The sequence below is a fragment of the Janthinobacterium breve genome, assembly GCF_051380895.1.
In the GTDB taxonomy this organism is placed as follows: Bacteria; Pseudomonadota; Gammaproteobacteria; order Burkholderiales; family Burkholderiaceae_D; genus Janthinobacterium.
On sequence record NZ_JBNYXY010000007.1, the window covers coordinates 350,778 to 376,480 of the forward strand.

20 protein-coding genes are annotated in these 25,703 nt (G+C 66.3%); 15 read left to right on the plus strand and 5 right to left on the minus strand.

What is annotated here, in order from left to right:
• Nucleotides 1–145: 145 nt before the first annotated feature.
• From ACQ4W0_RS16035 to ACQ4W0_RS16100, 14 genes are read left to right on the plus strand one after another with little or no spacing between them, the layout of a single operon-like run.
• Nucleotides 146–730, plus strand: coding sequence for a Pvc16 family protein (locus ACQ4W0_RS16035; RefSeq protein WP_436577617.1), 585 nt, complete (start codon nt 146–148; stop codon nt 728–730).
• A gap of 6 nt (nt 731–736) precedes the next feature.
• On the plus strand, nt 737–1,981 hold the full coding sequence (locus ACQ4W0_RS16040) for a hypothetical protein (protein WP_436577618.1): 1,245 nt from the start codon (nt 737–739) through the stop codon (nt 1,979–1,981).
• Between the two features lie 49 nt (nt 1,982–2,030).
• The gene (locus tag ACQ4W0_RS16045) at nt 2,031–3,899 is read left to right on the plus strand and encodes a phage tail sheath family protein (protein WP_436577619.1); all 1,869 of its coding nucleotides are present in this window, start codon (nt 2,031–2,033) and stop codon (nt 3,897–3,899) included.
• Nucleotides 3,900–3,952: 53 nt separating this feature from the next.
• On the plus strand, nt 3,953–4,411 hold the full coding sequence (locus ACQ4W0_RS16050; protein WP_436577620.1) for a phage tail protein: 459 nt from the start codon (nt 3,953–3,955) through the stop codon (nt 4,409–4,411).
• Nucleotides 4,412–4,413: 2 nt separating this feature from the next.
• On the plus strand, nt 4,414–4,938 hold the full coding sequence (locus ACQ4W0_RS16055; protein WP_436577621.1) for a phage tail protein: 525 nt from the start codon (nt 4,414–4,416) through the stop codon (nt 4,936–4,938).
• Nucleotides 4,939–4,950: 12 nt separating this feature from the next.
• Nucleotides 4,951–5,139, plus strand: coding sequence for a DUF5908 family protein (locus ACQ4W0_RS16060; RefSeq protein WP_436577622.1), 189 nt, complete (start codon nt 4,951–4,953; stop codon nt 5,137–5,139).
• Nucleotide 5,140: 1 nt separating this feature from the next.
• Nucleotides 5,141–5,833, plus strand: coding sequence for a CIS tube protein (locus ACQ4W0_RS16065; protein ID WP_436577623.1), 693 nt, complete (start codon nt 5,141–5,143; stop codon nt 5,831–5,833).
• On the plus strand, nt 5,830–7,632 hold the full coding sequence (gene vgrG / locus ACQ4W0_RS16070) for a type VI secretion system tip protein VgrG (RefSeq protein WP_436577624.1): 1,803 nt from the start codon (nt 5,830–5,832) through the stop codon (nt 7,630–7,632). Before ACQ4W0_RS16065 ends, vgrG begins: the two co-directional genes overlap by 4 nt.
• A 31-nt stretch (nt 7,633–7,663) precedes the next feature.
• Nucleotides 7,664–7,963: a PAAR domain-containing protein gene (locus tag ACQ4W0_RS16075; protein WP_436577625.1), complete on the plus strand. Its 300-nt coding sequence runs from the start codon at nt 7,664–7,666 to the stop codon at nt 7,961–7,963.
• A 3-nt stretch (nt 7,964–7,966) separates the two neighbouring features.
• The gene (locus ACQ4W0_RS16080; protein WP_436577626.1) at nt 7,967–8,395 is read left to right on the plus strand and encodes a GPW/gp25 family protein; all 429 of its coding nucleotides are present in this window, start codon (nt 7,967–7,969) and stop codon (nt 8,393–8,395) included.
• 13 nt (nt 8,396–8,408) lie between these two features.
• Nucleotides 8,409–12,440, plus strand: coding sequence for a baseplate J/gp47 family protein (locus tag ACQ4W0_RS16085; RefSeq protein ID WP_436577627.1), 4,032 nt, complete (start codon nt 8,409–8,411; stop codon nt 12,438–12,440).
• The gene (locus ACQ4W0_RS16090; protein ID WP_436577628.1) at nt 12,437–15,700 is read left to right on the plus strand and encodes a glycoside hydrolase domain-containing protein; all 3,264 of its coding nucleotides are present in this window, start codon (nt 12,437–12,439) and stop codon (nt 15,698–15,700) included. Before ACQ4W0_RS16085 ends, ACQ4W0_RS16090 begins: the two co-directional genes overlap by 4 nt.
• The gene (locus ACQ4W0_RS16095; protein WP_436577629.1) at nt 15,697–19,038 is read left to right on the plus strand and encodes a contractile injection system tape measure protein; all 3,342 of its coding nucleotides are present in this window, start codon (nt 15,697–15,699) and stop codon (nt 19,036–19,038) included. Before ACQ4W0_RS16090 ends, ACQ4W0_RS16095 begins: the two co-directional genes overlap by 4 nt.
• Nucleotides 19,032–20,402 (plus strand): ATP-binding protein, encoded by a 1,371-nt coding sequence (locus ACQ4W0_RS16100; protein WP_436577630.1) that lies wholly within the window; start codon nt 19,032–19,034, stop codon nt 20,400–20,402. Before ACQ4W0_RS16095 ends, ACQ4W0_RS16100 begins: the two co-directional genes overlap by 7 nt.
• A 581-nt stretch (nt 20,403–20,983) precedes the next feature.
• Here ACQ4W0_RS16100 and ACQ4W0_RS16105 read toward each other — a convergent pair.
• Together ACQ4W0_RS16105 and ACQ4W0_RS16110 are read right to left on the minus strand one after the other, a co-directional pair.
• Nucleotides 20,984–21,466: a MepB family protein gene (locus ACQ4W0_RS16105; protein WP_436577631.1), complete on the minus strand. Its 483-nt coding sequence runs from the start codon at nt 21,464–21,466 to the stop codon at nt 20,984–20,986.
• Nucleotides 21,463–21,696, minus strand: a complete 234-nt coding sequence (locus ACQ4W0_RS16110; protein WP_436577632.1) for a hypothetical protein — start codon at nt 21,694–21,696, stop codon at nt 21,463–21,465. The genes ACQ4W0_RS16105 and ACQ4W0_RS16110 overlap by 4 nt, the downstream gene beginning before the upstream one ends.
• A gap of 135 nt (nt 21,697–21,831) precedes the next feature.
• On the opposite strand from ACQ4W0_RS16110, the gene ACQ4W0_RS16115 reads away from it, so the two are divergent.
• Nucleotides 21,832–22,194: a TfoX/Sxy family protein gene (locus ACQ4W0_RS16115; protein ID WP_436577633.1), complete on the plus strand. Its 363-nt coding sequence runs from the start codon at nt 21,832–21,834 to the stop codon at nt 22,192–22,194.
• Here the strand turns inward: ACQ4W0_RS16115 and ACQ4W0_RS16120 are convergent.
• The 3 genes from ACQ4W0_RS16120 to ACQ4W0_RS16130 form a co-directional block, all read right to left on the minus strand.
• Entirely contained in the window at nt 22,183–23,187 is a 1,005-nt protein-coding gene (locus tag ACQ4W0_RS16120; protein ID WP_436577634.1) for a 2-hydroxyacid dehydrogenase, read from the minus strand. The two genes, ACQ4W0_RS16115 and ACQ4W0_RS16120, sit on opposite strands and share 12 nt — an antisense overlap.
• Before the next feature lie 86 nt (nt 23,188–23,273).
• Nucleotides 23,274–24,467 (minus strand): hypothetical protein, encoded by a 1,194-nt coding sequence (locus ACQ4W0_RS16125; RefSeq protein ID WP_436577635.1) that lies wholly within the window; start codon nt 24,465–24,467, stop codon nt 23,274–23,276.
• A gap of 44 nt (nt 24,468–24,511) precedes the next feature.
• Entirely contained in the window at nt 24,512–25,702 is a 1,191-nt protein-coding gene (locus tag ACQ4W0_RS16130; RefSeq protein ID WP_436577636.1) for a hypothetical protein, read from the minus strand.
• Between the last annotated feature and the right edge of the window lies 1 nt (nt 25,703).

Genomic DNA, 25,703 nt, shown 5'->3' on the forward strand with positions numbered 1-25,703 from the left:
GATCGAATTACACGATGTCAGGCAGTAAAAAAAATCTAATGGACAGCATATGCACAGCATGAAATCGTCAGCTTTTTCCCCGCCGCGCGAGGCGCCTTGCGCACGCCACAGCCCCGCATCCGTGCTGTTTTCCAGGAAATAGGTCATGTCCGATATTCGCAATGTACTGGAAGTGATTTGCAAACAGGTCAATGAATATTTGCAGAATATCAACCGGCGCAACGATGACTGGGTCGTGCTGTCGAGCATCGTCGACCACCGTGGCGGAGTCAATGAAGCGATCCAGGACAAGGTGGTCATGACCGTGTACAACATCACGCGGGAAAACACGATCAGCACATACACCCCGGCGCGGCCTGGCGGCGACGCCTATGCGATTGTCAGTCCGCCCATCTATATCAACCTGCACCTGATGTTCATGGCGAATTTTTCCGAGAAAAATTATTCGGAAGGCCTGGCGGCGATTTCGGTGCTGATTTCCTTTTTCCAGCAACACCCTTATTTCACGCCGTCCAACACGCCGGAACTGCAGCCTGGCATCGACAAGCTGACCTTGGAGATGGAAAACCTGACGCCGGTTGACGTCAATTATGTGATGGGCATCCTGGGCACCAAATACCTGCCCAGCGCATTTTACAAACTGCGCCTGCTGCCCTTCGACTCGAATGCCATGTGGGCCCGAACCTATGGCGCCATGGGCCTGGGCGTTTCCGAAGCGCCGCAAGGCTGACCGGCGATGGCAATCAACCGGCACAACGCCCCGTCGATGGGCCTGACATTTGCGCCTGGCAGCACCGATGCGGTGCTGGTGAAGTTGTTCGGCGTGACGGTGCGGCATGGCTATTACAGCCAGTCCGACGGTTTCTGCCCGGACCTGTCGGTTGCGCCCACCCCCACCAGCGCAGAATTGATGAGCAAGTTCGGCATGGCGCTCAGGCAGGAACGCTTTGGCTTCAGTATTTTCATCCAGAAGCAGCGGATCAAGGAACTGCAAGCTTATCTGCTGGAAACGGCCCTACGCGGCCCCAGCGGCACGCTGGAGTTCTGGGAGCGCCTGACCTTTTCGATGCAGCTGCAAAATCCGGACTTTATCAACATCACGCAACTGCCGCTGACCGTCAAGATCGACCAGTCGAATTTGTATGCCAGCAATCACCAGGCCCATCTGGACGGACCGCTGGCGCTGCTCTCGCCCGGGCCGTATGTGGATGGCGACGCCTTTTACGATGTGATCGGCCGCAGCATCACCTTGCGCCTGCCGCCCCGGACCAAGCGGGTGCTGGTCACCGATATTGCCGGCCGCGTGGTGCTGCCGCAACCGGGCGCCGACGAGATCGCTATCTATGCCGCCGGCAGCGGCGACGAAGAAACACGCTGGGACTGGGCCCAGATCGACCTGACCGACCTGCCGTTCGACCAGTACACCATCTGCATTCTGGATGCGCAAGACAACAGCATCAACGCCGGAAAGTATCCGTGGACGGTGCTGTATAACGCGCCGAAGGCGAATACGCTGTTATTGCTGGACATGTTATTCACACAACCCACACCCGCCAGCCAGGGCGTTTATCCACTGCCGCCCATGTTCGGCGCGCCGGCCGCTGCTGCCGTCAGCACGGCGTATGTGCTGCCGTTCGATGCGCGCCATACATTCTGGCAATACTACATCGTCTCGCAAGGGTCCAGGGGCGCGCTGCGCGACCTGCACATCAATGGCCGTGGCACGGCGTTTACCCGCCAGCCGGCACCGGTGCTGCTGCCGAACGGCGCGCTGGCCATCGTCTTCATGGCGGACACGGCGCTGCCCTTGAGCCAGCACCCGACACAGGTGTTTCAACTGACCGGCCAACGCAGCGATGCCAGGGGTCATGAAAACACGATCAGGATCAGCCGGCTACCGGTGGCGGCCGCCACGCCGGTCTGGCCGAGTCTCACTCAGCAATACCCTAGCGGGATTTCTGAGATTTATGTGTATGTATGATCCGGCAATCCTGCCATGTCCCAGGTCTTAACCAAGAGGAAAAAAGTCCATGTCGACGAGTACAACCTTAGCGAAGAATCGGAAAACGCCCGGCGTTTATGTCACCGAATTCCCCGCATTCCCGCCATCGATCATCGGCATGCCGACGGCGGTGCCCATCTTCATCGGCTACACGGAAACGGCGGTCGATCCGGCGAGCGGCAAGCAGATGTATATGCAGGCCGTGCAACTGAGTTCCTTGTCCGACTACAACAGCTACTTTGGCGACGGCTTCGACGCCAAGGGTGTGGTCGAGCTGGGTGACGAAACCGACTATGACTTCCAGGCCAACGTCAAGGTGGTGTCGCCCGACGATGCCAAGAAACTGGTGGACAAGAGCAATTTTTTCTACATCGGCACGGCGCTGGCGCCGGCCGAAACAGCGGTTGACGAGGTAGACGCCGATGCGGACGTGGGGGACAAGGTCAAAGTCAAGACCGTCGCCCAGTTCAACCTGTATTCGGCAATGCAGATGTTCTTCAAAAATGGCGGCGGCACTTGCTACGTTGTTTCTGTCAGTAATTATTGGGGCAAGCAAAGCGTGTTGCCGACGCCGGAAGCCGATCCCACTACAATCAATGCCAAGGAACTCCTGAAAGGCCTGGACGTGTCGGCCGTGACCCGCGGACCCACCATGCTGCTGGTGCCGGACGCCTGCCAGTTTCCTCTGGTAAAAGGAAAACCGGGCGAAGCTGACACCTATCCCGGCTACTCGGACGTGGCGGTGGGCATGCTGCGGCAGTCGAAGCAACTGCAGGACCGGGTCGCCATCCTCGACCTGCCGGGGGCCCTTGATGCGGACAACTGGAGCGCCAAAGGCATGATGGACCAGGCAAAGATCTTTTATGACGCGATCAGCCCCGCCGCCGACGCCTTCAGCTATGGCGCAACGTATGGTCCGGCGCTGCAATCGAGCCTGCTGACGGCGGCCGATATCCAGTACACCAATCTGACAGGCACCAAGGAAAGCATCGAATGGATGAACAGCCTGCTCACCTCGCAGGCGCTGACACTTTACCCGATCGACAAAGACGGTAATTTTCAGGAAAAATTCCAGGATATAGCAGCGCATATCGCCGCCGCCTTTCCCGTCAAGACAGCGGACACCGCGACTTTTGGCGCCCCGACCGGAATCGCCGGCCTGCTCAATGCCGAACCCAAGTCGCTGGTATCGCTGACGATAGAAAAATCGACGGAAAAATATACTGCCACGCCCGAGTCCAGGCTGGCGCTGGACCAGTACCTCGAAAACGCGCTCCCCTTGATGAGCAACATCGAGCAGATCCTTGCCAATCAGCTCAACGTGGTGGCGCCCAGCGGCGCGCTGGCCGGTATCTGGACCCTGAACGACAACAACCGCGGCGTCTGGAATGCGCCGGCGAACATGACCTTGAACCAGGTCATCGCACCGAAGGTCGACCTGAGCGACGTGGAACAGGGCGATTTCAACGTGCCGCTGAACGGCAATGCCATCGACATCCTGCGCTCGATGGTGGGCCGCGGAACGGTGGTATGGGGAGCGCGCACCCTGGACGGCAACAGCCTCGACTACCGCTTCATCCAGGTACGCCGCACCCTGAACTATATCGAACAGTCGATCAAGCAGGCGCTGCAACAATTTGTCTTCGCCCCCAACAGCGGCGGCACCTGGGCCACCGTCACGTCCGCCATTTCCAATTTCCTGACGCAACTGTGGCAGTCCGGCGGCCTGATGGGCGACAAGGCCAGCGAAGCGTTTACCGTCAATTGCGGCGTGCCGACCACCATGAGCGGGCTGGACGTGCTCAATGGCTACATGATCGTCAATGTCACGGTGCAGCTGATCCATCCGGCTGAATTCATCGAGCTGACCTTCATGCAGACCATGCAGGGTACCTGATTCACATTGATCATCCAATAATTCAATAATCCGATTATCCTTTGCAGGAGTTCATGATGGCTGGCGAAACACAATCCCCCAATATTTGGCCTTTGCCGAAGTTCTATTTTTCCGTAACCGGCCTGCCTTCCGGCACCGTCAGTTTCCAGGAAGTGACTGGCCTGTCGACCGAGGTCACGCCGATCGAGTACCGCCACGGCGACAGCCCGAGTTTTTACCCGATCAAGATGCCGGGCCTGGGCAAGGTCGGCAACGTGTCCATGCGCAAGGGCATTTTCGTCAACGATACGGCGCTGTGGACCTGGTTCGACCAGATCAAGCTCAATACCATCGCCCGCCTGACCGTGGTGGTCAGCCTGCTCGATGAAACGGCCACGCCGAAGATGGTCTGGACCCTCAACAACGCCTTCCCGATCAAGGTCACCGGTACCGAGCTGAAATCGGAAGGCAACGAGGTGGCGGTGGAAAGCGTCGATATCGCGTTTGAAACCATGGTCATTTCGGCGCCCTGACGATGTTCGAACCCTACTGCCCGCCGCCGTCGTTTTATTTTACCGTCATGGTGGCGGACACCGGCGCGGCCCTGCAAATGAGCAGCATGGCCGATGCCGGCTTCCAGGAGGCGTCCGGCCTGGAAGCGAAGATCGAGACCGAGGCGCTGAAGGAAGGCGGCGAAAACCGTTTTATCCACCAGTTGCCCGGCGTGACTTCGTCGCCCAACCTGGTGCTGCGGCGCGGCTATGTCACGCGGCCTTCGTTTTTGTCCGAATGGGCGGCGCAGACCATCGGCTCCACCTTGACGCAGCCAATTTTGACGCAGTCGCTGGTGGTACTGCTGCTGGGGCCCGACCATCTGCCGCTGGTGGCATGGAATATCGCGCGGGCCTGGCCGGTGCGCTGGGTAACGGGGCCGTTCGATGCGCAGAAAAACGAGGTCCTGACCGAAGTACTGGAATTTTCCTATGCCACGGTGACGCGCATGCCGCTCACCGAAGCGGCGGCCATGATACCGGCCGTCTCGGCCCTGATCCGACCTTGAAAGTGAAAAGACATGCCCTTGCATATAGGTGAAATCGGCGTGCGCGTGGCCGTGCGCGACCCGGCTGAAAAACCGGCACAGCCCGATCCGGGCGGCTGTGGCGGCGCTGGCGCGCCGCTGGCCGCCGCGCAGCAAGACCAGATCGTGGCCGAATGCGTGCGCCTGGTGCTGCAAACCTTGCGCATGAACGAGGCGCGCTGAGATGCCAGGCAGCCTCGAACACATGATCATCCAGGCCTATGCCGACGAGGAATTCCTCCAGCTGGTGGGCCAGTTCACGGTGTGGATCAATCCCGCCACCTACAGCCACGACTACGGCATCTCGCACAGCGACCGCCAGGCGCCGGGCAGCAACGGCGCCTCGCCCGAGTTCAACAAGGTTTGCCAGGAAACGGTGGCGTTCGACCTGATGTTCGACGCCACCGGCGTCGTGCCGCCGCCGATACCGGGCACGCCGATACCGAAAAAAGGCGTGGCGGCGCCGATCGACGAGTTCAGGCAGCTGGCCGTGACCGTCAACAGCGACACCCACCGGCCCAATTTCCTGCGCCTGATCTGGGGGCAGTTACAGTTCGATTGCGTGCTGAGCAAACTCGGCATCAGCTACACCCTGTTCCGGCCGGACGGCACGCCCCTGCGCGCCAAGCTGTCCGTGTCCTTCACCTCGTTCAGCAGCGAGGTGGAACTGGCAGACGAAGCCAACCTGCATTCGCCCGACATGACGCACCTGGTGACGGTACTGGCCGGCGACACCCTGCCCGCGCTGTGCCACCGCATCTATGGCAGCAGTCAATACTACCTGGGCGTGGCGGCCTTCAACGGCCTGCTCGACTTTCGCCGCCTGCGTCCCGGCGCGCAGCTGGTGTTTCCACCGTTGACGGGAGCGGCGGCATGAGCGCGGCGCCCTCACCCACCCTACTGGCCGGCGCCGTCGTCAATATTGCCATCACCGCCAATGGCAAGCCGCTCAACTCCACTTACCAGGTGATCGCGGTCGATATCTGGACCGGCGTAAACAAGCTGCCGCGCGCGCGGCTGGTGATTTCCGACGGCAGTCCGAATAGCGCCACCTTCCCGATCAGCGAGACGCCGACCCTGATTCCCGGCGCCAGCCTGGACATCGCGCTGGGCTACGACAGCCAGCAAACGATGGTGTTTTCCGGCCTGGTGTGCCAGCAGGGCCTGAGCATCAGCCGCGACGGGCCATCGCAGCTGATCGTCGAAGCGGCCGACAAGGCCACCGTCATGACGCTGGCGCGCAAGAACGCCATCTATGAAAAAACCACCGACAGCAAGGTGATCGAAAAGCTGATCAGCCAGGCCAGCCTGGGCGCGGACGTCAAGGCCACCAGCGAGGTGCTGCCCGCCGTGGTGCAGTTCTATTGTTCCGACTGGGACCTGATGCTGGTGCGCGCGCAACTCAACGGCATGGTGGTGACGACGTCGGCCGGCAAGGTGACGGTGGCGCCGCCCGACACCGCCGCCAAGCCGGTGCTGAGCCTGACCTACGGACAGTCCATCCTCGACTTCCGCGCCGGCCTGGACGCCACATTGCAATACAAGGCCAGCGCGATCCAGAGCCAGGCCTGGGATCCTGCCACGCAGGCGCTGGCCGTCTCGGGCCTGGCCAGTACCAGCGTGAGCGAGCCTGGCAACCTGTCGTCCGAGCAGCTGGCCGCCGTTTTCAATGTCAAGCAATACCTGCAGCAGACCGCCGGCACCCTGGCGCCGGCCGAGCTGACCGCCTGGTCCTCGGCCGAACTGATGAAGTCGCGGCTGGCGAAGATCCGCGGCGAGGTGCAGTTCCAGGGCTGCGCGCTGGCCACGGTCGGCAGCATGGTCACGCTGGCCGGCCTGGGCGACCGCTTCAATGGCGACGCGTATGTGTCGGGCGTACACCACCGCGTGGCGCAGGGCCTGTGGCTCACCAGCGCCACGATCGGCCTGTCGCCGGAATGGTTCGCCGCCACCGCGCCGCAGATGGTGGCGCCCGGCGCCTCGGGGCAGTTGCCGGCTGCCGCCAACCTGCAGACGGGGGTGGTGCTCAAGACCGACCAGGACCCCGACGGCGAGTACCGCGTGCAGGTCTCGCTGCCGCTGCTGCAGGCCGGCACGCTGGGTCTGTGGGCGCGGCTGGGCGGCTTTTACGCCTCGCAGGGTTTCGGCGCCGAGTTTTATCCCGAAGTCGGCGACGAAGTGGTGGTGGCCTTCATGAATGGCGATCCGCGCTTCCCTGTGATCCTTGGCGCGCTGTACAGCAAGAAAAATCCGCCGCCGCTGCCGCCCGATGCGGAGAACAGCCAGAAAACCATCGTCACGCGCGGCGGCATGCGTATCGACTTTTTCGACAAGGACACGGCGCTCGAGATATCGACCAAGAAAAAGCACAGCATCCGCCTGGACGACAAAGACGGCAAGCTGACGATCAAGGACAGCAACGGCAATACCATCGTCCTGGCCGACAGCGGCATCAGCCTCGACAGCGTAGGCAAGATAGCGCTGACGGCCAAGGGCGACATCAGCCTGGCCGCGCAGGGCAAGCTGACGTTGAAAGGCCAGGCCGGGGTGGACATCGCCGGCGCCACCATCAACGCCAAGGCCGACACGAGTTTTGCAGCCCAGGGGTCGGCCGAGGCCAAGCTCACTTCGGGTGGCATGGTGACCGTCCAGGGCGGCATCGTCAAGATCAATTGACCTCACTCACCAACACCACAGGAGCTTGCACATGCCCCCAGCCGCCCGACAAACCGATTTGCACGTGTGCCCGATGGTCACTCCCGGCCTGCCGCCGATCCCGCATGTCGGCGGCCCGATCACCGGACCCGGGGTGCCGGTGGTGCTGATTGGCGGCCTGCCGGCCGCCTGCGTCGGCGACATGTGCGTCTGCGTCGGGCCGCCGGACAGCATCGTCAAGGGCTCGGCCACTGTCATGATCGGCGGCCGACCGGCGGCCAGGATGGGCGACTCCACCGCCCATGGCGGCAGCATCGCCATCGGCATGCCCACCGTGCTGATCGGAGGCTGAGGCATGGCCAACGACCTGGCACCGCGCTTCCTGGGCACCGGCTGGACCTTTCCGCCCACCTTCAGCCGCATGCGCGACGCGGTCGAGATGTCCAGCGAAGACGCGAATATCAGGCAATGCCTGTGGGTGCTGTTCGGTACCGCCATCGGCGAGCGCCTGATGCTCGCCTCGTATGGCACCAACCTGCGCTTGCGCGTGTTCGACGCCCTGACTGCGGCGGTGGAAAACGAGATCAGCACTGCGGTGCGAAAGGCGATCCTGAACTGGGAGCCGCGCGTCGACGTCATCAGCATCGATATCGTCGAACAGGCGCCGCTGGCAGGCCGGCTGTCGATCAGCATCGATTATCTGGTGCGCAAGACCAATTCGCGCAGCAACCTGGTCTACCCCTTCTACCTGACGGAAGCCACCACGGCCTTGCCGCCGACATGAGAAAGCCAACGCAATGAGCTTGTTCCCAGTACCCGGCGCCCTGAACCAGGCGATGAGCCAGCTGGACCGGCTGGCCCTGACGCCGGCGCCCGCACGGGCGCCCGTGGACGGCCGCAGCCTGCCGGCACTGCTCGGCTTTGCGGCCGAGTATGGCAGCCTGGTCAACTTCTACGACCTGTCCAACGTGCCCGATGGCGACTGGTCCGCATTTTTCAGCAACGATCAAAGCGTGGAGCTGGCGCTGGTCGCCGCGCTCGACCTGTCCGACATCGAATTGCAGATCGACCGCCTGCTCGACGCCTTGCGCCACTTTATCGGCGTCGAACAGCGGCTGCGCCATTGGCAGGAACTGAGCGGCAGCATGACGCGCCTGCTGGGCATCGCCCAGCGCGCCGGCGCAGTCTATTCCGGCCTGCTGCCGGCGCTGGAGGACGTCACGGCGCGGCGCACGCCATCGCACCGGCTTGAACCGGCGACGCGCCTGGCGCGCCATTTTGGCGGTGAAAGCGCCGAGGCGCGCCTGCGGCGCGAGCAGTCCGACAGCGGCTGGCTGCGGGAACTGCTGGCCTTGCTGGAAGAATTCCTGGCCGGCCTGCTGCTGGACTTGCAGCAGGCGCGCGAAAGCGCCTTGGCGGACCTGCAAGCGTCGCTGCATGACCGCAAGCACGCGCCGCAGTCCGGCCTGTGGGACGCTTTTGCCCAACTGTTTAGGCACGCCCAGCACAGCCTGAACCGGTTTCCGCGCCGCCTGCTCGACTTCTACCAGGGGCAGGTACTGCGCCAGGAGACGCGCGCGGAAGCGGGCGACCAGCTGTTCCTGACCTTGACGCCGGCCCACGGCGTCAGCCAGACCAGCGTTGCCAAGGGCACGCAATTTTTGGCCGGAAGCGACAAGGATGGCCTGCCCATCGTGTACGCGCTCGACGCGGCCCTGACGGCAAGTGCCGCCACAGTGACGGCGCTGCGTACCGTGACCCTGGCGCCGGTGGCCGGTACGGCGCCGCAGCAAAGCACGCTGGTGTGGAGTGGCTTGGCGGCCCTGTCGGCCACGCCGCCGGCCATCGGCGCTCCCTTTCCCATGTTTGGCGCCGGCCAGGCCGGCAGCGATGGCGCCCTGTTCAGCCAGCAGGCCAGCCTCGGCTTTGCGATTGCCAGCGACTGCCTGCTGCTGGCCGGCGGCGTGCGCGACGTCACTATCGAGCTGAGCTTCGCGACGGGAAAAACCGACGCCATGTCCCTGGTGCCCGACACGCTGGCCCAGCTGCTTGGCGTCGCTTTCCAGCTGCGCTATTCGACGCCGGCCGGCTGGGCCGATATCCACGGCTACCGCGTGGCGCCGCCGTCGCAGCCGGACGGGCCGTATACGCTGTCGTTTCAGCTCGATGCGGACGCGGCGGCATGGGCGCCGGACCCGGCGCAGGCAGGCCTGCCCTGGGAAGGCCTGCCGACGCTGCAAGCGAAGTTGCTGCAGGAGCCGGCGCCGGCATCGGAAGCAGCAGCGCGCGTCTATCCCTACGCGGTGCTGTCGACGCTGAACATCGAGACCCTGGCGCTGCGCGTCAATGTCAGCGGCCTGGGGCAACTGCAGATCAGCGGCCCCGGCGGCCCGCTGGACGCCAGCGCGCCGTTTGCCCTGTTTGGCTCACCGCCGGTGCAGCATGCGGCGCTCAGCATCAGCGCACCCGAACTGTTCGCCAAGCAGCTCAGCTGTTTCAGCATGAGCATCACCTGGTTTGGCCTGCCCGTCGCCAGCAGTGGTTTCAAGGGCTACTACGAAGGCTATGTGATCGATGCCGACGGTGCCACCTGCGCGCCGGGCCAGTTGTTCGACAACCGCATCTTTACCGCCGGGCTCGAGGTCGTCAATCCGGGCACCTGGACCCTGCGCCACGCGCCGCCGTTCCAGCGCCTGTTCCAGCTGGGGCCGGAGCAGATTGTGCCGGCGCCGCTTCTGCCGCGCACGGCGCTGCGCGAACCGGTGATCGCCAGGACCGCCGAGCCATACTATGACCCGCAACTGAGCGCCGTACGCCTGCGCCTGGAAGACCCCAGTTACGCGTTCGGCAACGTGCTGTACGCGCCGAACGTGATGGCGGCGTCGCTGCAACTGACCGCCATCGCGGCCGCCTGTGCGGGACAGTGCACGCCGCCGTCGTCCCCGATCGGCGCCAGCGATCCGATCGAGCCGGTGCTGCGCGCCTGCCTCGAGGGCGACGACGCCGGCTTTGTCGCGCGGGTTGACGTTGCTGTACAACAGGCTTTGGCCAGCCTTGATGGCCAGGCGCTGGCGGCGATCGAGGCCGCCATCGGCGACGCCATCGCCGCCCAGGAACAGGCGGCATGGTACGCCGGCCTGCGCGCGCAAATGCTCAATACAGGCGCGCGCGCGTCGCTGATGCAGCGCCTGCGGCGCCTGCGCGGTACGCCGCCCGACGGCCTGGCCGTGCACGCCAACCTGCGGCAATGGCTGGCCAGCCATGCGGCGGCGCTGCAGGTGGGCGCCGCCGCGGCCAGCGTGGCGCAGGCGTACACCATGCTGGCCGCTGGCGATACGCTGCTGGCGGCCCAGGCCAGCAACCTGGTGGAACCGGCGCAGGTGCCGGTGGCGCGCCCGCAACTGGCCGCCAGCCTGCTCCAGTTGCAGGGCAAGCTGCGCACGGCGCCGGCCGATCCGCAGCACGATTGCATCCAGAAATGCATGAACGACGCCGTCAAGCCGGCTTTTCCCAACCAGCCATGGCTGCCGATGGCGCAAGGCATCCAGGTCAGCTACAGTGCCGCCGCCGCACAGCCGCCGCCGGCCGGCCAGGTCGGCAGCACCGCTCTGCATTTCTACCACCTGTGCCCGTTCGACCAGGTCGAGGCCGCCAACTGGCAGCATGGCCAGCCGGTGCCGCTGCTGGCGCCCCTGGCTGGCGCCGGCGCGCTGGAAATCGAGCTGTCGGCGCCGGCCAGGAGCCTCAGCCTGCTGTTCCAGCTGGCGCCGCCGCCCGGCGGCTGGCCCACCGATACCCAGGCGCCCTGCTGGCAGCAGGCAAACGGCGCCGGCTGGCACACGCTGACGCCGCACAGTGACAGCACCAACGGCTTGCGCCAGCCCGGCATCGTGCGGCTCGACCTCGAACCCTGGCCCACGGCAGCGCCGCTGCGCCTGCGCGTGACCTTCCAGCAGGGCAATGCGAGCCGCTACCCTTTGCTGGCGGGCTTGCTGGGCAATGCCGCCAGCGCCACCTGGCAGGGACCGGGCGGCGCCAACGGGTTGGGCACGCCGCTGCCGGCCGGCAGCGTCAGCAAGGCCGTCGCGGACTTGCCTGAGATCGGCGCCATCGGCCAGCCCGAACCGTCGTTCGGCGGACGCGCCAGGACCAGTGGCGCGGCGTTCGACCTGTGGCTGGCCGAACGCCTGCGCCACAAGGATCATGCGATCCAGGCCTGGGATTACGCCAGCCTGGTGCTGGCGGACACCCCCTCGCTATGGCAGGTGGGCGTGGTAGCGGCCAGCAATGGCGCGGCCGGCTGCGCGCCGGGACAGGTCTGGCTGGTGGTCGTGCCGGGCGCGGGCACGCCGGCCATCGACGACCCCACCGTGCCGAGCTGCACGGCGCAGGCACTGGCCCAGATCGCCGCCGGCCTGGCGCCGCGGATCAGTCCTTTCATCGCGCTGAATGTCACTAATCCGCCCTACGTGCGCGTGTGCGTGCACGCCGACCTGTGGTTCGCCGATCACGCCGACAAGGAGGCTTGCCTCAGCCGCCTGAACACTGAACTGATCGCATACCTGTCGCCATGGCCGACGCCGGCACTGGGCGTGCGCGCCGCCAATTACTACACGCGCCAGGAAGTGGCCCGCTTCATCCGCCAGCGCCCTTATGTGAAGGCGATACGCGCGCTGCAGCTGGTGCCCGACCCGCAAGCCGAGCGCGCAGTCCCGGTGTATTACACCTCGGCGCTGTCGCATGTGCTTGACGGCTACAGCTCGCACGCGCTGGAACTGCTGCGCCAGCCGAACTACACGCTGCCGGCGCCGCCACGGGAGGCGGCATGAGCGATCAGGCGGGCCTGGACCCTGTCAATCCGACCATCACCCGCCTGCCGCCGGCCGACGTCGGCCTGGACTACCGCGCCCTGGTCGACGAAGGCACGCGGCTGGTACAGCAGCTGTCAGGTGATATCTGGACCAATTTTAACTATTCCGATCCTGGCGTCACCATCCTCGAACAGCTGTGCTATGCACTGACCGAGCTGTCCTACCGCGCCAGTTTCCCGGTGCCGGACTTGCTGGGCGCGCCGGTCAGCGGCATGATCGTGCTGGAACGCCAGGGCCTGCATGCGGCAAGCGCCATCATGCCGGTCAATCCCGTCACCGCCGCCGACCTGCGCCGCGTGCTGCTCGACCGCGTGCCGGAAGTGGCGAATGTCTGGCTGACGCCCTTGCCTGCCGAGGACAGCGGCGGCGTGGCCGGCCTGTACCGGCTGGACGTACTGCCCCGGCGCAGCGACTGCAGCTGCGATTCGCCGGCCGAAGCGGCCTTGCCGGCGCGCCTGCTCGACATCTATGCCGCCCGGCGGGCACTGTGCGAGGACGTGGCGGCCTGCGTCTTGCTGGCGCCGCTGGCCACCCGCCTGCAGGCCAGCGTCCTGCTGGACGAATTCAGCGACCCCGACGCCGTGCTGGCGCAGCTGCTGTTCGCGGTTGGCATGGTGCTGGCGCCGGAACCGCGCCGCACCTCGCTGGCCACGCTGCGCCAGGCCGGCCGCAGCAGCGCGGAGATCTTCCAGGGTCCTTTGCTGCTGCAAGGCTTTGTCGACAGCGAGCAGTTGACGCCCCTGCCCAGATTCGTGCCGGTCGAGGCCGTGCTGGCGGCGATGGCCGGCGTGGCGGGCGTGCTGGCCGTCGATGCGCTGCTGGTCTTCGTCCAGGGTCATGCACAAGGCTATGGCGTGGAGCAAATCATCGATGCCGGCGCCGGCAACATCCTGCAGCTCGATACCGCCTGGCACGATGATGGCTTGGTGCTGGTGTGCGGCGATGCCGTCTGTGTGCCCAATCCGGCCAAGGTGCGGCGCCTGCTCAACCGGGCCTGGGCGCAGCAGCGCCGGCGCTACCCGTTGGCGGACGAGTACGACACGTTTTATCCTCCGCCGGCCGGCAAGGGCCAGCCGCTGTCGCTCTACAGTTCGGTGCAAGAGCAGTTTCCCGCCGTGTACGGCATCAGCACGTATGGCTTGCCGTCCGGCGCAGGTACCGCGCGGTACGCACAAGCCATGCAACTGAAGGGCTACCTGATGGCCTTCGACCAGTTGATGGCCGATTATTTCAGCCAGCTGGCGTTCGTGCGCGAGCTGTTTTCGGTGACCGCCGGCGGTGAGCGAACCTATGCCTGGCAGTCGCTGCGTGGCAGCGTGCCGGACGCCGCCGCCCTCCTGAACGACGACTACGAGCGCGGCATGGCGCGCCTGACGGCGCAGAACGACCCGGTGATCGCGCGCCAGACGGCCGTGCTGGGTTACCTGCTGTCGCTGTACGCTTCGCCCTTGACCGCGCCGGCCCCGGTGTCGGGCAAGCCGGGCACTACGCTGGTCCAGCAGGCGGCACTGGTGCGCGCACGGCAGGCCCTGCTGTTGCGCATCGTGGCGGCCACGCACGATCGCGGCCGCGGGCTCGACTACCGGCAAAGCAGCCGCCAGCATCCGCTGGCCGGCCTGGAAATCCGCTGCCGCATCGAACTGGGACTGCTCGAGACGGCGCACGGCAGCGGCACCGATACTGGCGCCGATACGCCTTTCGGCCAGTTGCTGCCCGACGACGACAGCGCGCGCATCGAGGCCGGCTTCCTGCCGGTCGACGATGGCAGCGATGACGAGCTGCCCGACGACGGCGCCGCGCAATCGCCGCTGGTCGGGCGCGAGGTGGCGCCCGCTCTGCTGGCGGCGCTGGCTGACCCCTTGCGCTACCGGCTGGGCGCCTTGTACCCGGGCGCGCCGCTGATACTGGTGTGCCAGGACATGGACGGGCGCTGGTGGCAACTGGCCCCATGCCGCGACGCCGTGCACGCCGTGACGCTGACGGCGGCCTTGCTGCGCGCCGCCGACGGTGGCCACGAAGCGTTGTTTATCGTCGAATGGGTACTGCTGCGCGACGCCTTGCCCGGGCTGGCCCACGCTGACGGGCAGGCCGCCGCCGAATTCAACTTCCGCATCAGCGCCGTGATGCCGGCCCGGCGTGGCCGTGACGACGACGGCGATGAGGCGGCGGGCAACGACGGCTGGCGCAACCAGGTGCGCGCCATCCTGCGTGACAACACACCGGCGCACATCGTGTTCGACGAGCTTGTGCTGGGCCACCGACGCATGCGGCGCTTCCTGCGCCTGTACCGCGAGTGGCGCCATGTGCTGCGGCATGGCTCGCCGGGCCGGCGCGGCGAAGTGTGCCGGCGCATGGCCCATTTCCTGCAAGAGGCACGCCGGCCGGATGCGCCGGCGCTGCAGCGCCCGCCTGCGACGGTGCCGGATGCTGGCGCCGGGCCGCGAGCGGCGCCAGAGCTGGCGACGGCTGCCGAAAGCGGCAAGCCGTGGCGGCGCCTGCTGCGTACCGGCAGCGCCGCGCCACCGGCCAGCGCCGCCGTGCCAGAGCACCTGGCCGGCGCGGTGGCGCCGGCATGGCCGGGCGCCAGCGGCGTGTACGTGGACGGCAAGCTGGACAGCGCAACGGCGCAGGCCTTTGCCGGCCAGGGCTATGCCTTTGTGTTGCGCAAGCTGAGCTGGAGCGATGCCGCGCCCGCCGATGGCTTCAACAGCTTGGAGGCGAACGAGATCCTGCAGGCGGGCCTGGCCCTGATGCCAGTGCAGACGATGCCGCCCGAGGCGTCGCTGCCGGCTGGCACGGCCGGTGCCGAGCTGGGTGCGCGCGACGGCAAGCGCGCCGCGGCGCTGGCGCGCTGGATCGGTTTTCCCGCCGGCGTCAGCGTCTGGCTGCAGCTGGGTCCACATGGCACGGGCGCCACGCCGCAAACCATGCTTGACTACTGCAACGCCTGGCATGACGCAGTGGCCCATGCCGGCTACGTGCCTGGCCTGGGACTGGCAGACGGCGGCCTGCCGGGCGATGAAACGTACTACGCGCAATTGCGCTTCCAGCAGTACTGGGGCGGCGGCGCCTGCCTGCGCGGCGGACCGCGCAGCGGTGCTTGCCTGATGCCGGCCATCGACGGTGCCGGCGAACTGGCCGGCGTTGTTTACCGCTGGCAGTTCATCGAGGCCGACCGCAACGGCAACACGCCGCTGTGGCTGGCGCCACCCGCATGAGCGCCCTGCCGCAACGCGACCACAACGTCGGGCGCATCCGCCTCGACCTCGACGTCGGCTCGTTCGACGCCGCCATGCAGTTGCGCACGCGCGCCGAGGAACTGGCCTGGCAGCGCCTGCCCGCCCTGCTCGACACGCTGTTCGAGGCCTTGTGTCCGGCCGGCGTCGAAGTGCGCATCGAGCGTATCGAGCTGGACCTGGGTGAGATGGCGGCTCACGCGCTGGAACAGGATTTTCCCCAACGCCTGGAACGCGCGCTGCGCGCCGAGCTGGCGCAGGCCATCGGCACGGCCATGCATGCGCCCGGCAGCCAGGTCCGCGCGCTGTCGCTGCCGGCCGCCCGGCTCGATGAATTCGAAACCTACCTGGCCGGTGGCACCCTGCCCTTGCGCGGCGCCAGCCACCGCTACGATCCGGCGCGCATCCTGCTCGCATTGTGCCGCGAGCAGCCAGCGGCGCTGCTGGCCATGCTGCGGCGGCGCGGGCACGCGCCCAGCCTGATCGAAAGACTGGTGCTGCAGGCCGGCGCGCAGGGTTGGCCCGCCTTGCTCGAAGCGCTGGCGCCGGCCGACGCCGCGCTGATCCTGGCCTACCTGGCCGGGCTGCGCCTGCTGCACCCGCAGGCACACAGCTTGCGCCTGGCGTCGCCGGCCCTGGAGCGCGCGCTGTCGGTGCTGAGCCTGACCTATCTGCTGCACGATCCCGGTAGCCAGTTCAACCGCCGCAGCTATCTCGCCTTCCTGCTCAAGGGCGTGGCGCTGGCCGAAGGCGTCAGCTATGAATCGCTGCTGGGCCTGCTACACATGGCGGCCGCCAGGACGCGGACCAGCCAGCCGCTGTCCGGATCGCTGCTCGGCACGCTCGACGAATTGCTGGCCCGGCTCAGCGCTCCGCCGCCTGCCTTGCCCCCCCCGAAGCCGGAGCAGCGCGCCGGCGCAGATTTCCTCTCCGGCGCGCAGGCGGGCGACCTGGCGCCGCTGCTGCAGCAACTGCGGGCCACCGATCCTGGCGGCATGGCGCAACTGGTGTATGCCATGCCGGTCACGGTGTTTGCCGGCCTGGTGCGGCTGCTGCAGCCGATGCATGCGACCCTGATCCTGGCCCATGTCGACAACCTGACGCTGCTGCACCGCCAGCGGCCGCGCCTGCACCTGAGCCACGCCGGCTTCGAACGCCAGGTGCGCCTGATAGCGTTGCGCTACCTGCTGCTGGAAGCGGGTTCCCAGTTCAACCGTATCAGCTGGCTGCGCCGCACCATGCAGGCACTGGCGCTGGCGGCCGGCGTCAGCTACCGCTTCCTGCTCGACAGTTTCGGCGCGGCGCTGGAAGAATTGCGCGCCCGCGTCCCCTTGTCCAGTTCCCTGCCGGAGGGACTGGCCCAGTTGGTCGATGAACTGGGGCCGCCGGCGGGCACTGGCGCCGTCACCCCGGAAGCGGCGCTGGCGCTGGCGGAACGCTTCCTGCGCAGCGGCCAGCCGCAGCAAGGCGGCGCCGGCCTGGTGGCGCTGGCGGCCTCCAACCCGCAGGAATTTTCCGCGCTGCTGCATCGCATGCTGGTGGCCGAATCGGCCAATGCCGAGGCACTGACGCAGCGTTTACTCGACTGGATGCTGCCCGAAGAAGTGGTGCACATCCTGCTGCCGGGCCAGGCCGAAGCCGCGTCGCGCTGGGCCCAAGCCTTGTCCGACCTGCCTGGCGCTGACATGGCATCGGCCTGGCGCCAGGTGCTGGCGGCCGCGTGGCGCGGTGAAACGCTGGACGCGCCGGGTGCCGCGCCGTGGCCGGCGGAACGCCTGGACCGCAGCGCCATGCTGCGCCACTGGCTGGACCACGGCGTGCTGCCGTGGTGGGCCGCGCAAGGCACGCGGCTCGACAGCCTCCTGGCCGGCTTGCGCAGCCGGCCGCTGGCGGAACTGCACGCCTTGCTCGACCATGGACACGGCCAGGAAGAGCGCATCGTCTGGCGCCTGCGCCGCTTGTACCACCAGATGGAACCCGATGCCGCGCTGGCACTGCTGGGCCGCCTGGCGCCGTGGGTGCTGACGCCAGGCGGTCCGCTGGCGGCAATGTCGCTGGGGCGCGACGCCGCCGCCCTGGCCGAGCTGCGCATCCACGCCACGGCGGCGGCGATGCAGGCGGCACCGCTCGACCTGGCGCGCTTCGCCCGGCCTATCCCGGCGCAGCCGACGCCCGCCGCGATAGCGCCACCGGCCCCCGCCGTGCGCGGCGCGGCCGATACGCAGGCCCTGCTGGACTGGCTGGCCGGCGCCGCCAGCGTTGGCGAGGCCGCGCCGCCTGAGCGCGCGCTGGCCAGCCTGCTGGCGCAAGACAGCGCCCCGCTGCGCGCCGCCATGCACGCGGGCCTGGCCCAGGCGGCGGTGCGGCAGCGCTGGATCGCCGGCCTGCCCGAGGAAATACTGGCGCGCCTGCTGTACCGGCTGGCCCCATCGCTGGCGCGCTTCATGCTGGACTTGAAAACCGTGCTGCTGACGGCGTGGCGGCAAACGGCGCCGGCGGCGCGGCACCCTGGGCCGCAACTGTGGGCGGTGCTGCTGGACTTGCTGGCGCAGGGCACGGCGCCTAGCCAACAGCAGATCGCCCGCAAATTGCTGGCGCAGCTGGCGCCAGCCAAGCCCGCCCAGGATGGCCGCTTGCTGCCGCAGGCGCAATGGCTGGCCAGCCAGGGCGGCTATGCCAACCTGGGTGCAGCGCTGCGCGCGCAAAGTGTCAGCGGCAAGGAAGCGGCGACCGAGCCCAGCCCTGCGCGCCCGGTAGCGGCGCGGCCCGCCGCGTCCACCTCCCGGCCCGGCGCCGCACAGGATGGCGACGTCATCTACGTGGCCAACGCCGGGCTGGTGCTGCTGCACCCTTTCCTGCCGCGGATGTTCCAGCAACTGCGACTGCTGAGCGACGACACCAAGGGCAGGCCGCGCATCGCCGGCACCGACGACGCCTCGCGCGCCGTGCATTTGCTGCAATGGCTCGTTGACACAGTCTGCGATGCGCCGGAGCCGTCACTGGCGCTCAACAAACTGCTGTGCGGCCTGGAACTCGATACGCCGGTGGCGCCCGCCATCGTGCCAGAGGAGGATGAAATAGAACTGTGCCAACAGTTGCTGGCCGCCGTCACCGCCAACTGGAGCAGCATCAGCAACACCTCGGCCGACGGCCTGCGCGAGACTTTCCTACAGCGCGACGGCCGCCTGCAGCGGCGCGACGGCAAGTGGACGCTGACGGTGTCGCGCAAGACCGTCGACGTGCTGGTGGACCAGATCCCCTGGGGCTTTGCCGTCATACTTCATCCATGGATGTCCAAGGAGCTAGCCGTCATATGGTAGACAAGATGATACCTGGCGACGCCGTGGCAGCCCATGCCGGCGTCCTGCAAGCTGAACTCGACTGGCTGCGCGCCGTCATCGAGCAGCAGTTTTCCCTGCGTTATGCGCAGGTCGGGCAGGCGCCGGCCGCCGTGCCGGCGATGCCGCCGCTGGCCGATGCGCCCGGGCCCTACGCGCAATTGCTGCGGCGGTTGGAACTCGACGCCGATGCGCGGCTGCTGTTGGCACTGGCCATGGCACCGTGCCTGGCGCCGGAACTGCTCGATACCTTCCAGCTACAGAACCAGGCAACGGGCCGGCGCTTCAGCGAGTTCGGCGGCATTTCCGCGCAGGCGCACGGCGCCTTCCTGCCAACGGTGGAGACGGCGATGTTCCTGCTGGCAGGTGCCAGCCTGGCGCGGCGCCTGGCGCTGCAGCAGCTGTTTGCGCCGCGCCACCCGCTGCGCGTGGAGCGCGTGCTGGAATTCGACGCGGCGCCGGCCGGCGAGCCGGCGGGCGCCGCCGCGCTGCGCCTGTCGCGCGAATACCAGGCGATCCTGCTGGGTGGCGCCGACGGCGGCAGTGCGCCGCACGACGATTTTTCCGCCGAACGCATCACCACGCCGCTGGAGTGGGATGACCTGGTGCTGGACGCCGTCACGCGCGAGCATATCGAGATGGTCAACGCCTGGATGCTGCATGGCCGCACCTTGATGCTCGACTGGGGCCTGTCGCGGCGCCTCAAGCCCGGCTATCGCTGCCTGTTCCACGGCCTGCCGGGCACCGGCAAGACCCTCACCGCCACCCTGCTGGGCAAGCATCACGGCGTGCCCGTGTACCGGGTCGACCTGTCGCGTATCGTCTCGAAGTGGATCGGCGAGACGGAAAAGAACCTGGCAACGCTGTTCGACCGCGCCCAGGACCAGAACTGGATCCTGTTCTTCGACGAAGCCGAAGCCCTGTTCGGCCGCCGCACGGAGGCGCACACCTCGAACGACCGCTCGGCCAACCAGCAGATCGCCTACCTGCTGCAGCGCCTCGAGGATTTCCCCGGCATGGTGATACTGTCGACCAACCAGCACGGACATATGGACGATGCCTTTGCGCGCCGCTTCCAGACCACCGTGCTGTTCCCCATGCCCGACGCCACCGCCCGCCTGAGCCTGTGGCAAAAACTGTTTCATGGCGTGGCACTGGCGCCCGACGTCGATTTTGCGGCGCTTGCCGCCCAATACACGCTGGCAGGCGGCGCCATCATCAACGTCCTGCGCCACGCCTGCCTGCGCGCCCTGCGGCGCGGCGAACCGGCCTTGGTCGGCCTGGCCGACATCATGAGCGGGCTCAAGCATGAATTGCAGAAGGATGGGCATTACATGAACCGGTGAGCGCCTGGATGCATGCCTGCGCGTAGCGTTGCAGGCCTTCAGGCGGCAGGGATAAAAATTGGCTGCTACGACTGCTGTAACGGAAACGCTTCCTGATGTATCCATCGATCTCGCCAGGAAATTGCATGAAGGCCCCGGGGTCAAACCAGGGCTGGAACGAAATAGCGCTTATGGTGCAAACCTGGCGAATAGCGTCGGGAGTCAGCCATAAAGGCGTCACGCGCCAGTACGCCGGCAGAAACGTTACGCGAGTCCGATTCGTCGCGCCGAATCGAACGGGCGACTGTATAGGTGTTCCCTTTTTGGATGCCCATCCAACATACCATCCAAAGCCGGATGCTGCCCCGGTTTTTCCATGTATTTTCCAGCCGCCTAGACTGAATAAGACACCAGCTACCGAACAGCCAGAACTCCTGAAGCTTTGCATGCAGGGTAAAGGCTTCCGAAATAAACGTGTTAATTGACAGTTTTAATCACCGCCACATAGTCGGATCGAGTCCGAGCTACTACACCTTATATTCTTGCCGAATTCGACAAGGTGAGCTTCTCGGATGCTTGCTCCGTGCCAAAAATCGACAAATTCAAAATCCCCCCCGCACCTGTCCGCTCCTGCATAGTTGCTCCAGCCCTTGCTGATCCCCTGCCGCCACAAAACACCGCGCCTGCCAGCGCTGCGTGCGCAGGGCCTGGGCAGATTCAGGCACACACCACGGCGGATAGACGCGCAGCGCGCGCTTGCCGCCGGCGCCGGCGCGCGACATCACGCCGCGTTCGATGAGTACGGCGCGGGAAAAGACAAAGAAGCCGTGCCGCGCGTCGTCGCCCACGGCGATGATGACGGCATCGACGGGGTCCGCTTCATCCAGTGGGGCGATCTCGGCATCGGGATGGGGGCGCTTCCAGACGGTGACGAACTGGCCGATTTTCGTCGGCGTGGTTTTCGCCATGCGCAAGACCAGCCGCTTGCCGTCCAGTTCGGCACGGCAGGCGCCGTACTGCGCGCTTTCCGCTTCCGGCACGGGCGCTTGCGGCAATCCCAGGAAAGCCCAAGGACTGGCCTTCATTGCGCGCTGAACTCGGCTGCGGCCTTGGCCGCCCACAGCGCCTCGGCGTGGCTGGTGTACGGGCTGTCGTAGCCGTCGACCGTGCCGTCTTCGTCGACAAAATACAGCCACCAGCCGTCGCCCTGTTCGCGGATGGCCGTCTGGCCCGGCGCGCAGTGGGCTGCCACGTCCTGGGTCGATGCGAGGGTGGCGATGGTGATGCCGCGGTGCGTAATCAGGGGGGAAGTCATGGGAAAATAAACCGTGCTAAATAAATAATGGCCATAGTGTAGCCGCGCCAGCCGCCCGCTGGCCAGAGCGCCGCCGAAAAAAGACCGCAGCCACGAATAGCTTGCGCTACACTGGCCCCTCAAACGGAGGACAACATGGCATCACAGCAAGGCACCGTGGATTTTTTGCTCGATCAACTGGCGGCCGCAGGCAGCGTCAACGCGAAAAAAATGTTTGGCGAGTACGGCTTGTATTGCGACGGCAAGATGTTCGCCATCGTCGCCGACGACCAGCTGTTCATCAAGCCGACGGATGCGGGCCGCGCCTGGATCAGCGCGCAAGGCACGCTGCAGGAAGCGCCGCCCTACCCGCAAGCCAAGCCATATTTTTTGATCGATGGCGGGCTGTGGGACGAGCGCGACTGGCTCAGCCAGCTGGCGCGGCGCACGGCGGACGCCTTGCCACTGCCGAAACCCAAGCCGCCGCCCAAGCCTAAGAAACCGGCGTCAGCCAGCTAGTACGCTGTTTTCGCACGCCCTGCCCTGCAGGAAGCATTGCAGGTTGTGATACGTGATGGCCGCGATCTCACGCAGCGCCTCGATGGTGAAGAAGCCCTGGTGGCCCGTCACCAGCACGTTCGGGAACGTCATCAAACGCTGGAAGATGTCGTCGTCGATGATGTCGGACGAACGGTCCTGGAAGAACAGATTGCTTTCCTGTTCGTACACGTCGATGGCCAAGGACCCCAGCTGGCGCGATTTCAAGGCCTCGATGACGGCGCCGGTGTCGATCAGGCCGCCACGCGAGGTGTTCACCAGCATGGCGCCCTTCTTCATCAGCGGCAGCGTTGCTTCGCTGATCATGTGGCGCGTGCTCTCCATCAAGGGACAATGCAGGGAAACGATATCGGATTCGGCCAGCAGTTGCGGCAGCGCCACCATCGTGCCCAGTTCTGCGAACGCGGGCGCCGGATACGGGTCGTGGCCCAGCACCGTGCAGCCGAAACCCTTGAAGATGCGCGCCGTGGCCAGGCCGATCTTGCCCGTGCCGACGATGCCCACGGTCTTGCCGTGCAAAGTGGCGCCCAGCAAGCCGTCCAGCGAGAAATTGCCTTCGCGCACGCGGGCATAGGCGCGGTGCGTGTGGCGGTTCAGGGTCTGCACCAGGGCCAGCGTGTACTCGGCCACGGCTTCCGGCGAATATGCGGGCACGCGGGCAACAAACAGGCCCAGGCGCTTGGCCGCTTCCAGGTCGAGGTTGTTGTAACCGGCGCAGCGCAGCAGGATGGCGCGCACGCCGTAACCGTGCAGCGATTCCAGCACTTGCGCGTCGAGCACATCGTTGACGAAGACGCAAACGGCCTCGGCACCTTGCGCCAGTACCACGGTTTCCTGGCTCAGCAAGGCGCTGTGGTAGACCAGTTCGATGCCGGCGGAGTCGGGCTGGGACGGCAAGCCTTCATCGAAGAAGCGGCGGTCGTAGGGCTGGCTGGCAAAGAAGGCGATTTTCATGGAGAGTCCTGGAACGTGCTAAATGGCAAAACAGCATCATAGCGCAAGCGCCCTGCCCCACGGCGTACGCCTGCGCCCTTGGCCGCCTACTTGGGTTCGCGGGGCAAGGTCAAGGCATGGCGCAGGTACGCCGTCTCGTCCGCGTGCTGCGCATGGTAGCGCTCGCGCGCGGCGCGCATCGCCGCCTGGTGGGCGGCGATGCCGGTTTCCGTCAGCTCGACGCCGAAGTCCGCCGGCGGCCGTGGCACGCCGCCAAACAGGCGCGCCAGGATGAAGTGGCCCACATTGTCGCGGTAGTGCGATGCTTCCCAGTAATAGCGCATGTCGCGCGCGCCCGTCACTTGCGGGATCGGCTCGCTGGTGATGCTGTTGAAGCCGGAAAAATCGTACACGCGCACGTCGCAGCCCTGGCGCCGGTAGCGCCCGGCCATCTGCGCCAGATCGCGCTGCCACTGTTGCATGGCGTCCCATTTGCCGCGCCAGTACAGGGCGTCGAGCGTCAGCGCATGCGTGGGGTTGATGTACAGGCGCAAGCGGGTGCCACCCCGGCACAACTTGCCGACGCTCGTATCGAAGGCTTGCAGCGCGGGCGCCGTCGGCCCCAGGCCGTCGCCGAATTCCTGCAGCCGCGGCGTGAACGCGCGCGCCGTGCCGGCCCAGCCATGGTTGCGGCTGGTGATGCAGGACTGGTCGCGCTGGCCGTGGAGGGCCAGGCTGGACAGGCAGGCGCCGTCATAGCTGCCGCTGAGGATGCGCCAGGTGTCGCGCGTCATGTCCACCGACAGGCCGCGCTTGATGTTGAGCAAGGCGCGCCGCGCAAAAAACGCGGGGCCGCCGTCCGTCAAGCCCGGCTCCACGCCGGCCGAGCCCAGCTCCATGGAAAACGAGGGCGCGTCGATGCCCCACACCATCGTGTCGACATGGCTGACCCTGGCCGCGTGCTCGGCCAGCAAGATGGCATCGCCGATCGAGGCGCCCGAGACGGCGCTGTTGAAAACGCTCTTGCCCTCGAACAAAGTACGCATGCTGCTCGCCGGCAAGCCCATTTCCGTGCGCGAATTGCCGATGTAGACGACGGCGGGCCGGTAGCGCGCCACGGCATACGTCTTGCCCCACACGGCCAGCTTTTCATACGTGGGACGCAGGCGCTGCACCAGCGGGCTGTCCCACTGGTGCAGCAAGTACGGATCGACGTGGTAATTCACGGCAGAAACGAGGGCCAGCGCGGCCAGGACGCAGGCAAAGAAGATGGCGAGGTAGTGGCGGGCGGTGGTATCCATGGTCAGCATTGGAAGTGGAGAAATGGCGTATGCGGCGCCTTACATCAACGCCGGATCAGCGGCCCGTCCAGCACCCGCTGCGCATAGGCCGCCTCGCGCGCGTGTTCCACGCGATAGCGGTCGCGCGCGGCACGCGTGGCCGCATGGTGGGCGTCGACGTTGGCATGCGTCAGCTCCACGCCGAAATCGGCCGGCGCCGGCGTATCGCCGCCAAACAGGCGCGCCAGGATCAGGCGGCCCACATTGTCCCGGTAATGCGACACTTCCCAGTAATAATGCATGTCGGGCTTGCCGCTGACGAGCGGGGTCGCTTCGGTCGTGATGCTGTTGAAACCGGAAAAATCATACAGACGCACGTCGCAGCCCTGCCGGCGGTGACGCTCGACGATCTGCACCAGGCCGCGCTGCCAGGCCTGCATGGCATCCCACTTGCCGCGCCAGTGCAGCGCGTACAAGGTCAGCGCGTGCGTGGGGTTGATGTACAGGCGCAGGCGCATGCCGCTCCGGCATAGCTTGCCGATGCTGGCATCGAGCGCTAGTGTCGATGGCGGCGTCGGCCCCAGGCCATCGACGAATTCCTGCAGCCGCACGGGAATCGCTTCCTTTGTGACGAGCCAGTGCCGGATGCCCTTGAGGGTGCAAGTCTCGTCGCGCTGCCCATACACGGCCAGATTGGAGCGGCAGGTATCGCCGGCATTGCCAGTGAGGATGCGCACGCTGTCCTGCGTCATGTCCAGCGTCAGGCCACGCTTCAGGTTGACCAGGGCGCGCTGGGCGAAAAAGCCGTGCTCGGCGCCCGTCAGGCTGTCTTCCACACGCGCCGCCCCCATGTCCAGGGAAAAAGTGGGCGCGTCGATGCCCCACACCATGGTCTCGACGCGGCTGACCCTGGCAGCATGCTCGGCCAGAAGGATGGCGTCGCCGATCGAGGCGCCGGACACCGCGCTGTTGAAGATGCGCTTGCCGTCGAACAAGGCGCGCACGCCCGTCGGCAAGCCCATTTCCGTGCGCGAATTGCCGATGTAGATGATGGCCGGCCGGTAGCGCGCCACGGCATAGGTCTTGGCCCAGGCGCCGAGCTTTTCATTGATCTGGCGCGGGCGCTGCAGCAAGGGACTGTCCCACTGGTGCAGCAGGTAGGGATCGACCTGGTAGTTCATGAACGAGACGGAGCCGAGGACCAGGCAAACGCAGGCGCAGAAGCAGATGAGGTAGCGGCGGGCCGGAGTATCCATG

Coding starts and splice junctions, on each gene's coding strand:
- ACQ4W0_RS16080 (WP_436577626.1), top strand. CDS start 7,967: ATGGCCAACGACCTGGCACCGCGCTTCCTGGGCACCGGCTGGACCTTT.
- ACQ4W0_RS16095 (WP_436577629.1), top strand. CDS start 15,697: ATGAGCGCCCTGCCGCAACGCGACCACAACGTCGGGCGCATCCGCCTC.
- ACQ4W0_RS16120 (WP_436577634.1), bottom strand. CDS start 23,187: ATGAAAATCGCCTTCTTTGCCAGCCAGCCCTACGACCGCCGCTTCTTC.
- ACQ4W0_RS16075 (WP_436577625.1), top strand. CDS start 7,664: ATGCCCCCAGCCGCCCGACAAACCGATTTGCACGTGTGCCCGATGGTC.
- ACQ4W0_RS16045 (WP_436577619.1), top strand. CDS start 2,031: ATGTCGACGAGTACAACCTTAGCGAAGAATCGGAAAACGCCCGGCGTT.
- ACQ4W0_RS16100 (WP_436577630.1), top strand. CDS start 19,032: ATGGTAGACAAGATGATACCTGGCGACGCCGTGGCAGCCCATGCCGGC.
- ACQ4W0_RS16055 (WP_436577621.1), top strand. CDS start 4,414: ATGTTCGAACCCTACTGCCCGCCGCCGTCGTTTTATTTTACCGTCATG.
- ACQ4W0_RS16115 (WP_436577633.1), top strand. CDS start 21,832: ATGGCATCACAGCAAGGCACCGTGGATTTTTTGCTCGATCAACTGGCG.
- ACQ4W0_RS16125 (WP_436577635.1), bottom strand. CDS start 24,467: ATGGATACCACCGCCCGCCACTACCTCGCCATCTTCTTTGCCTGCGTC.
- ACQ4W0_RS16035 (WP_436577617.1), top strand. CDS start 146: ATGTCCGATATTCGCAATGTACTGGAAGTGATTTGCAAACAGGTCAAT.
- ACQ4W0_RS16065 (WP_436577623.1), top strand. CDS start 5,141: ATGCCAGGCAGCCTCGAACACATGATCATCCAGGCCTATGCCGACGAG.
- ACQ4W0_RS16105 (WP_436577631.1), bottom strand. CDS start 21,466: ATGAAGGCCAGTCCTTGGGCTTTCCTGGGATTGCCGCAAGCGCCCGTG.
- ACQ4W0_RS16050 (WP_436577620.1), top strand. CDS start 3,953: ATGATGGCTGGCGAAACACAATCCCCCAATATTTGGCCTTTGCCGAAG.
- ACQ4W0_RS16110 (WP_436577632.1), bottom strand. CDS start 21,696: ATGACTTCCCCCCTGATTACGCACCGCGGCATCACCATCGCCACCCTC.
- ACQ4W0_RS16060 (WP_436577622.1), top strand. CDS start 4,951: ATGCCCTTGCATATAGGTGAAATCGGCGTGCGCGTGGCCGTGCGCGAC.
- ACQ4W0_RS16130 (WP_436577636.1), bottom strand. CDS start 25,702: ATGGATACTCCGGCCCGCCGCTACCTCATCTGCTTCTGCGCCTGCGTT.
- ACQ4W0_RS16090 (WP_436577628.1), top strand. CDS start 12,437: ATGAGCGATCAGGCGGGCCTGGACCCTGTCAATCCGACCATCACCCGC.
- vgrG (WP_436577624.1), top strand. CDS start 5,830: ATGAGCGCGGCGCCCTCACCCACCCTACTGGCCGGCGCCGTCGTCAAT.
- ACQ4W0_RS16040 (WP_436577618.1), top strand. CDS start 737: ATGGCAATCAACCGGCACAACGCCCCGTCGATGGGCCTGACATTTGCG.
- ACQ4W0_RS16085 (WP_436577627.1), top strand. CDS start 8,409: ATGAGCTTGTTCCCAGTACCCGGCGCCCTGAACCAGGCGATGAGCCAG.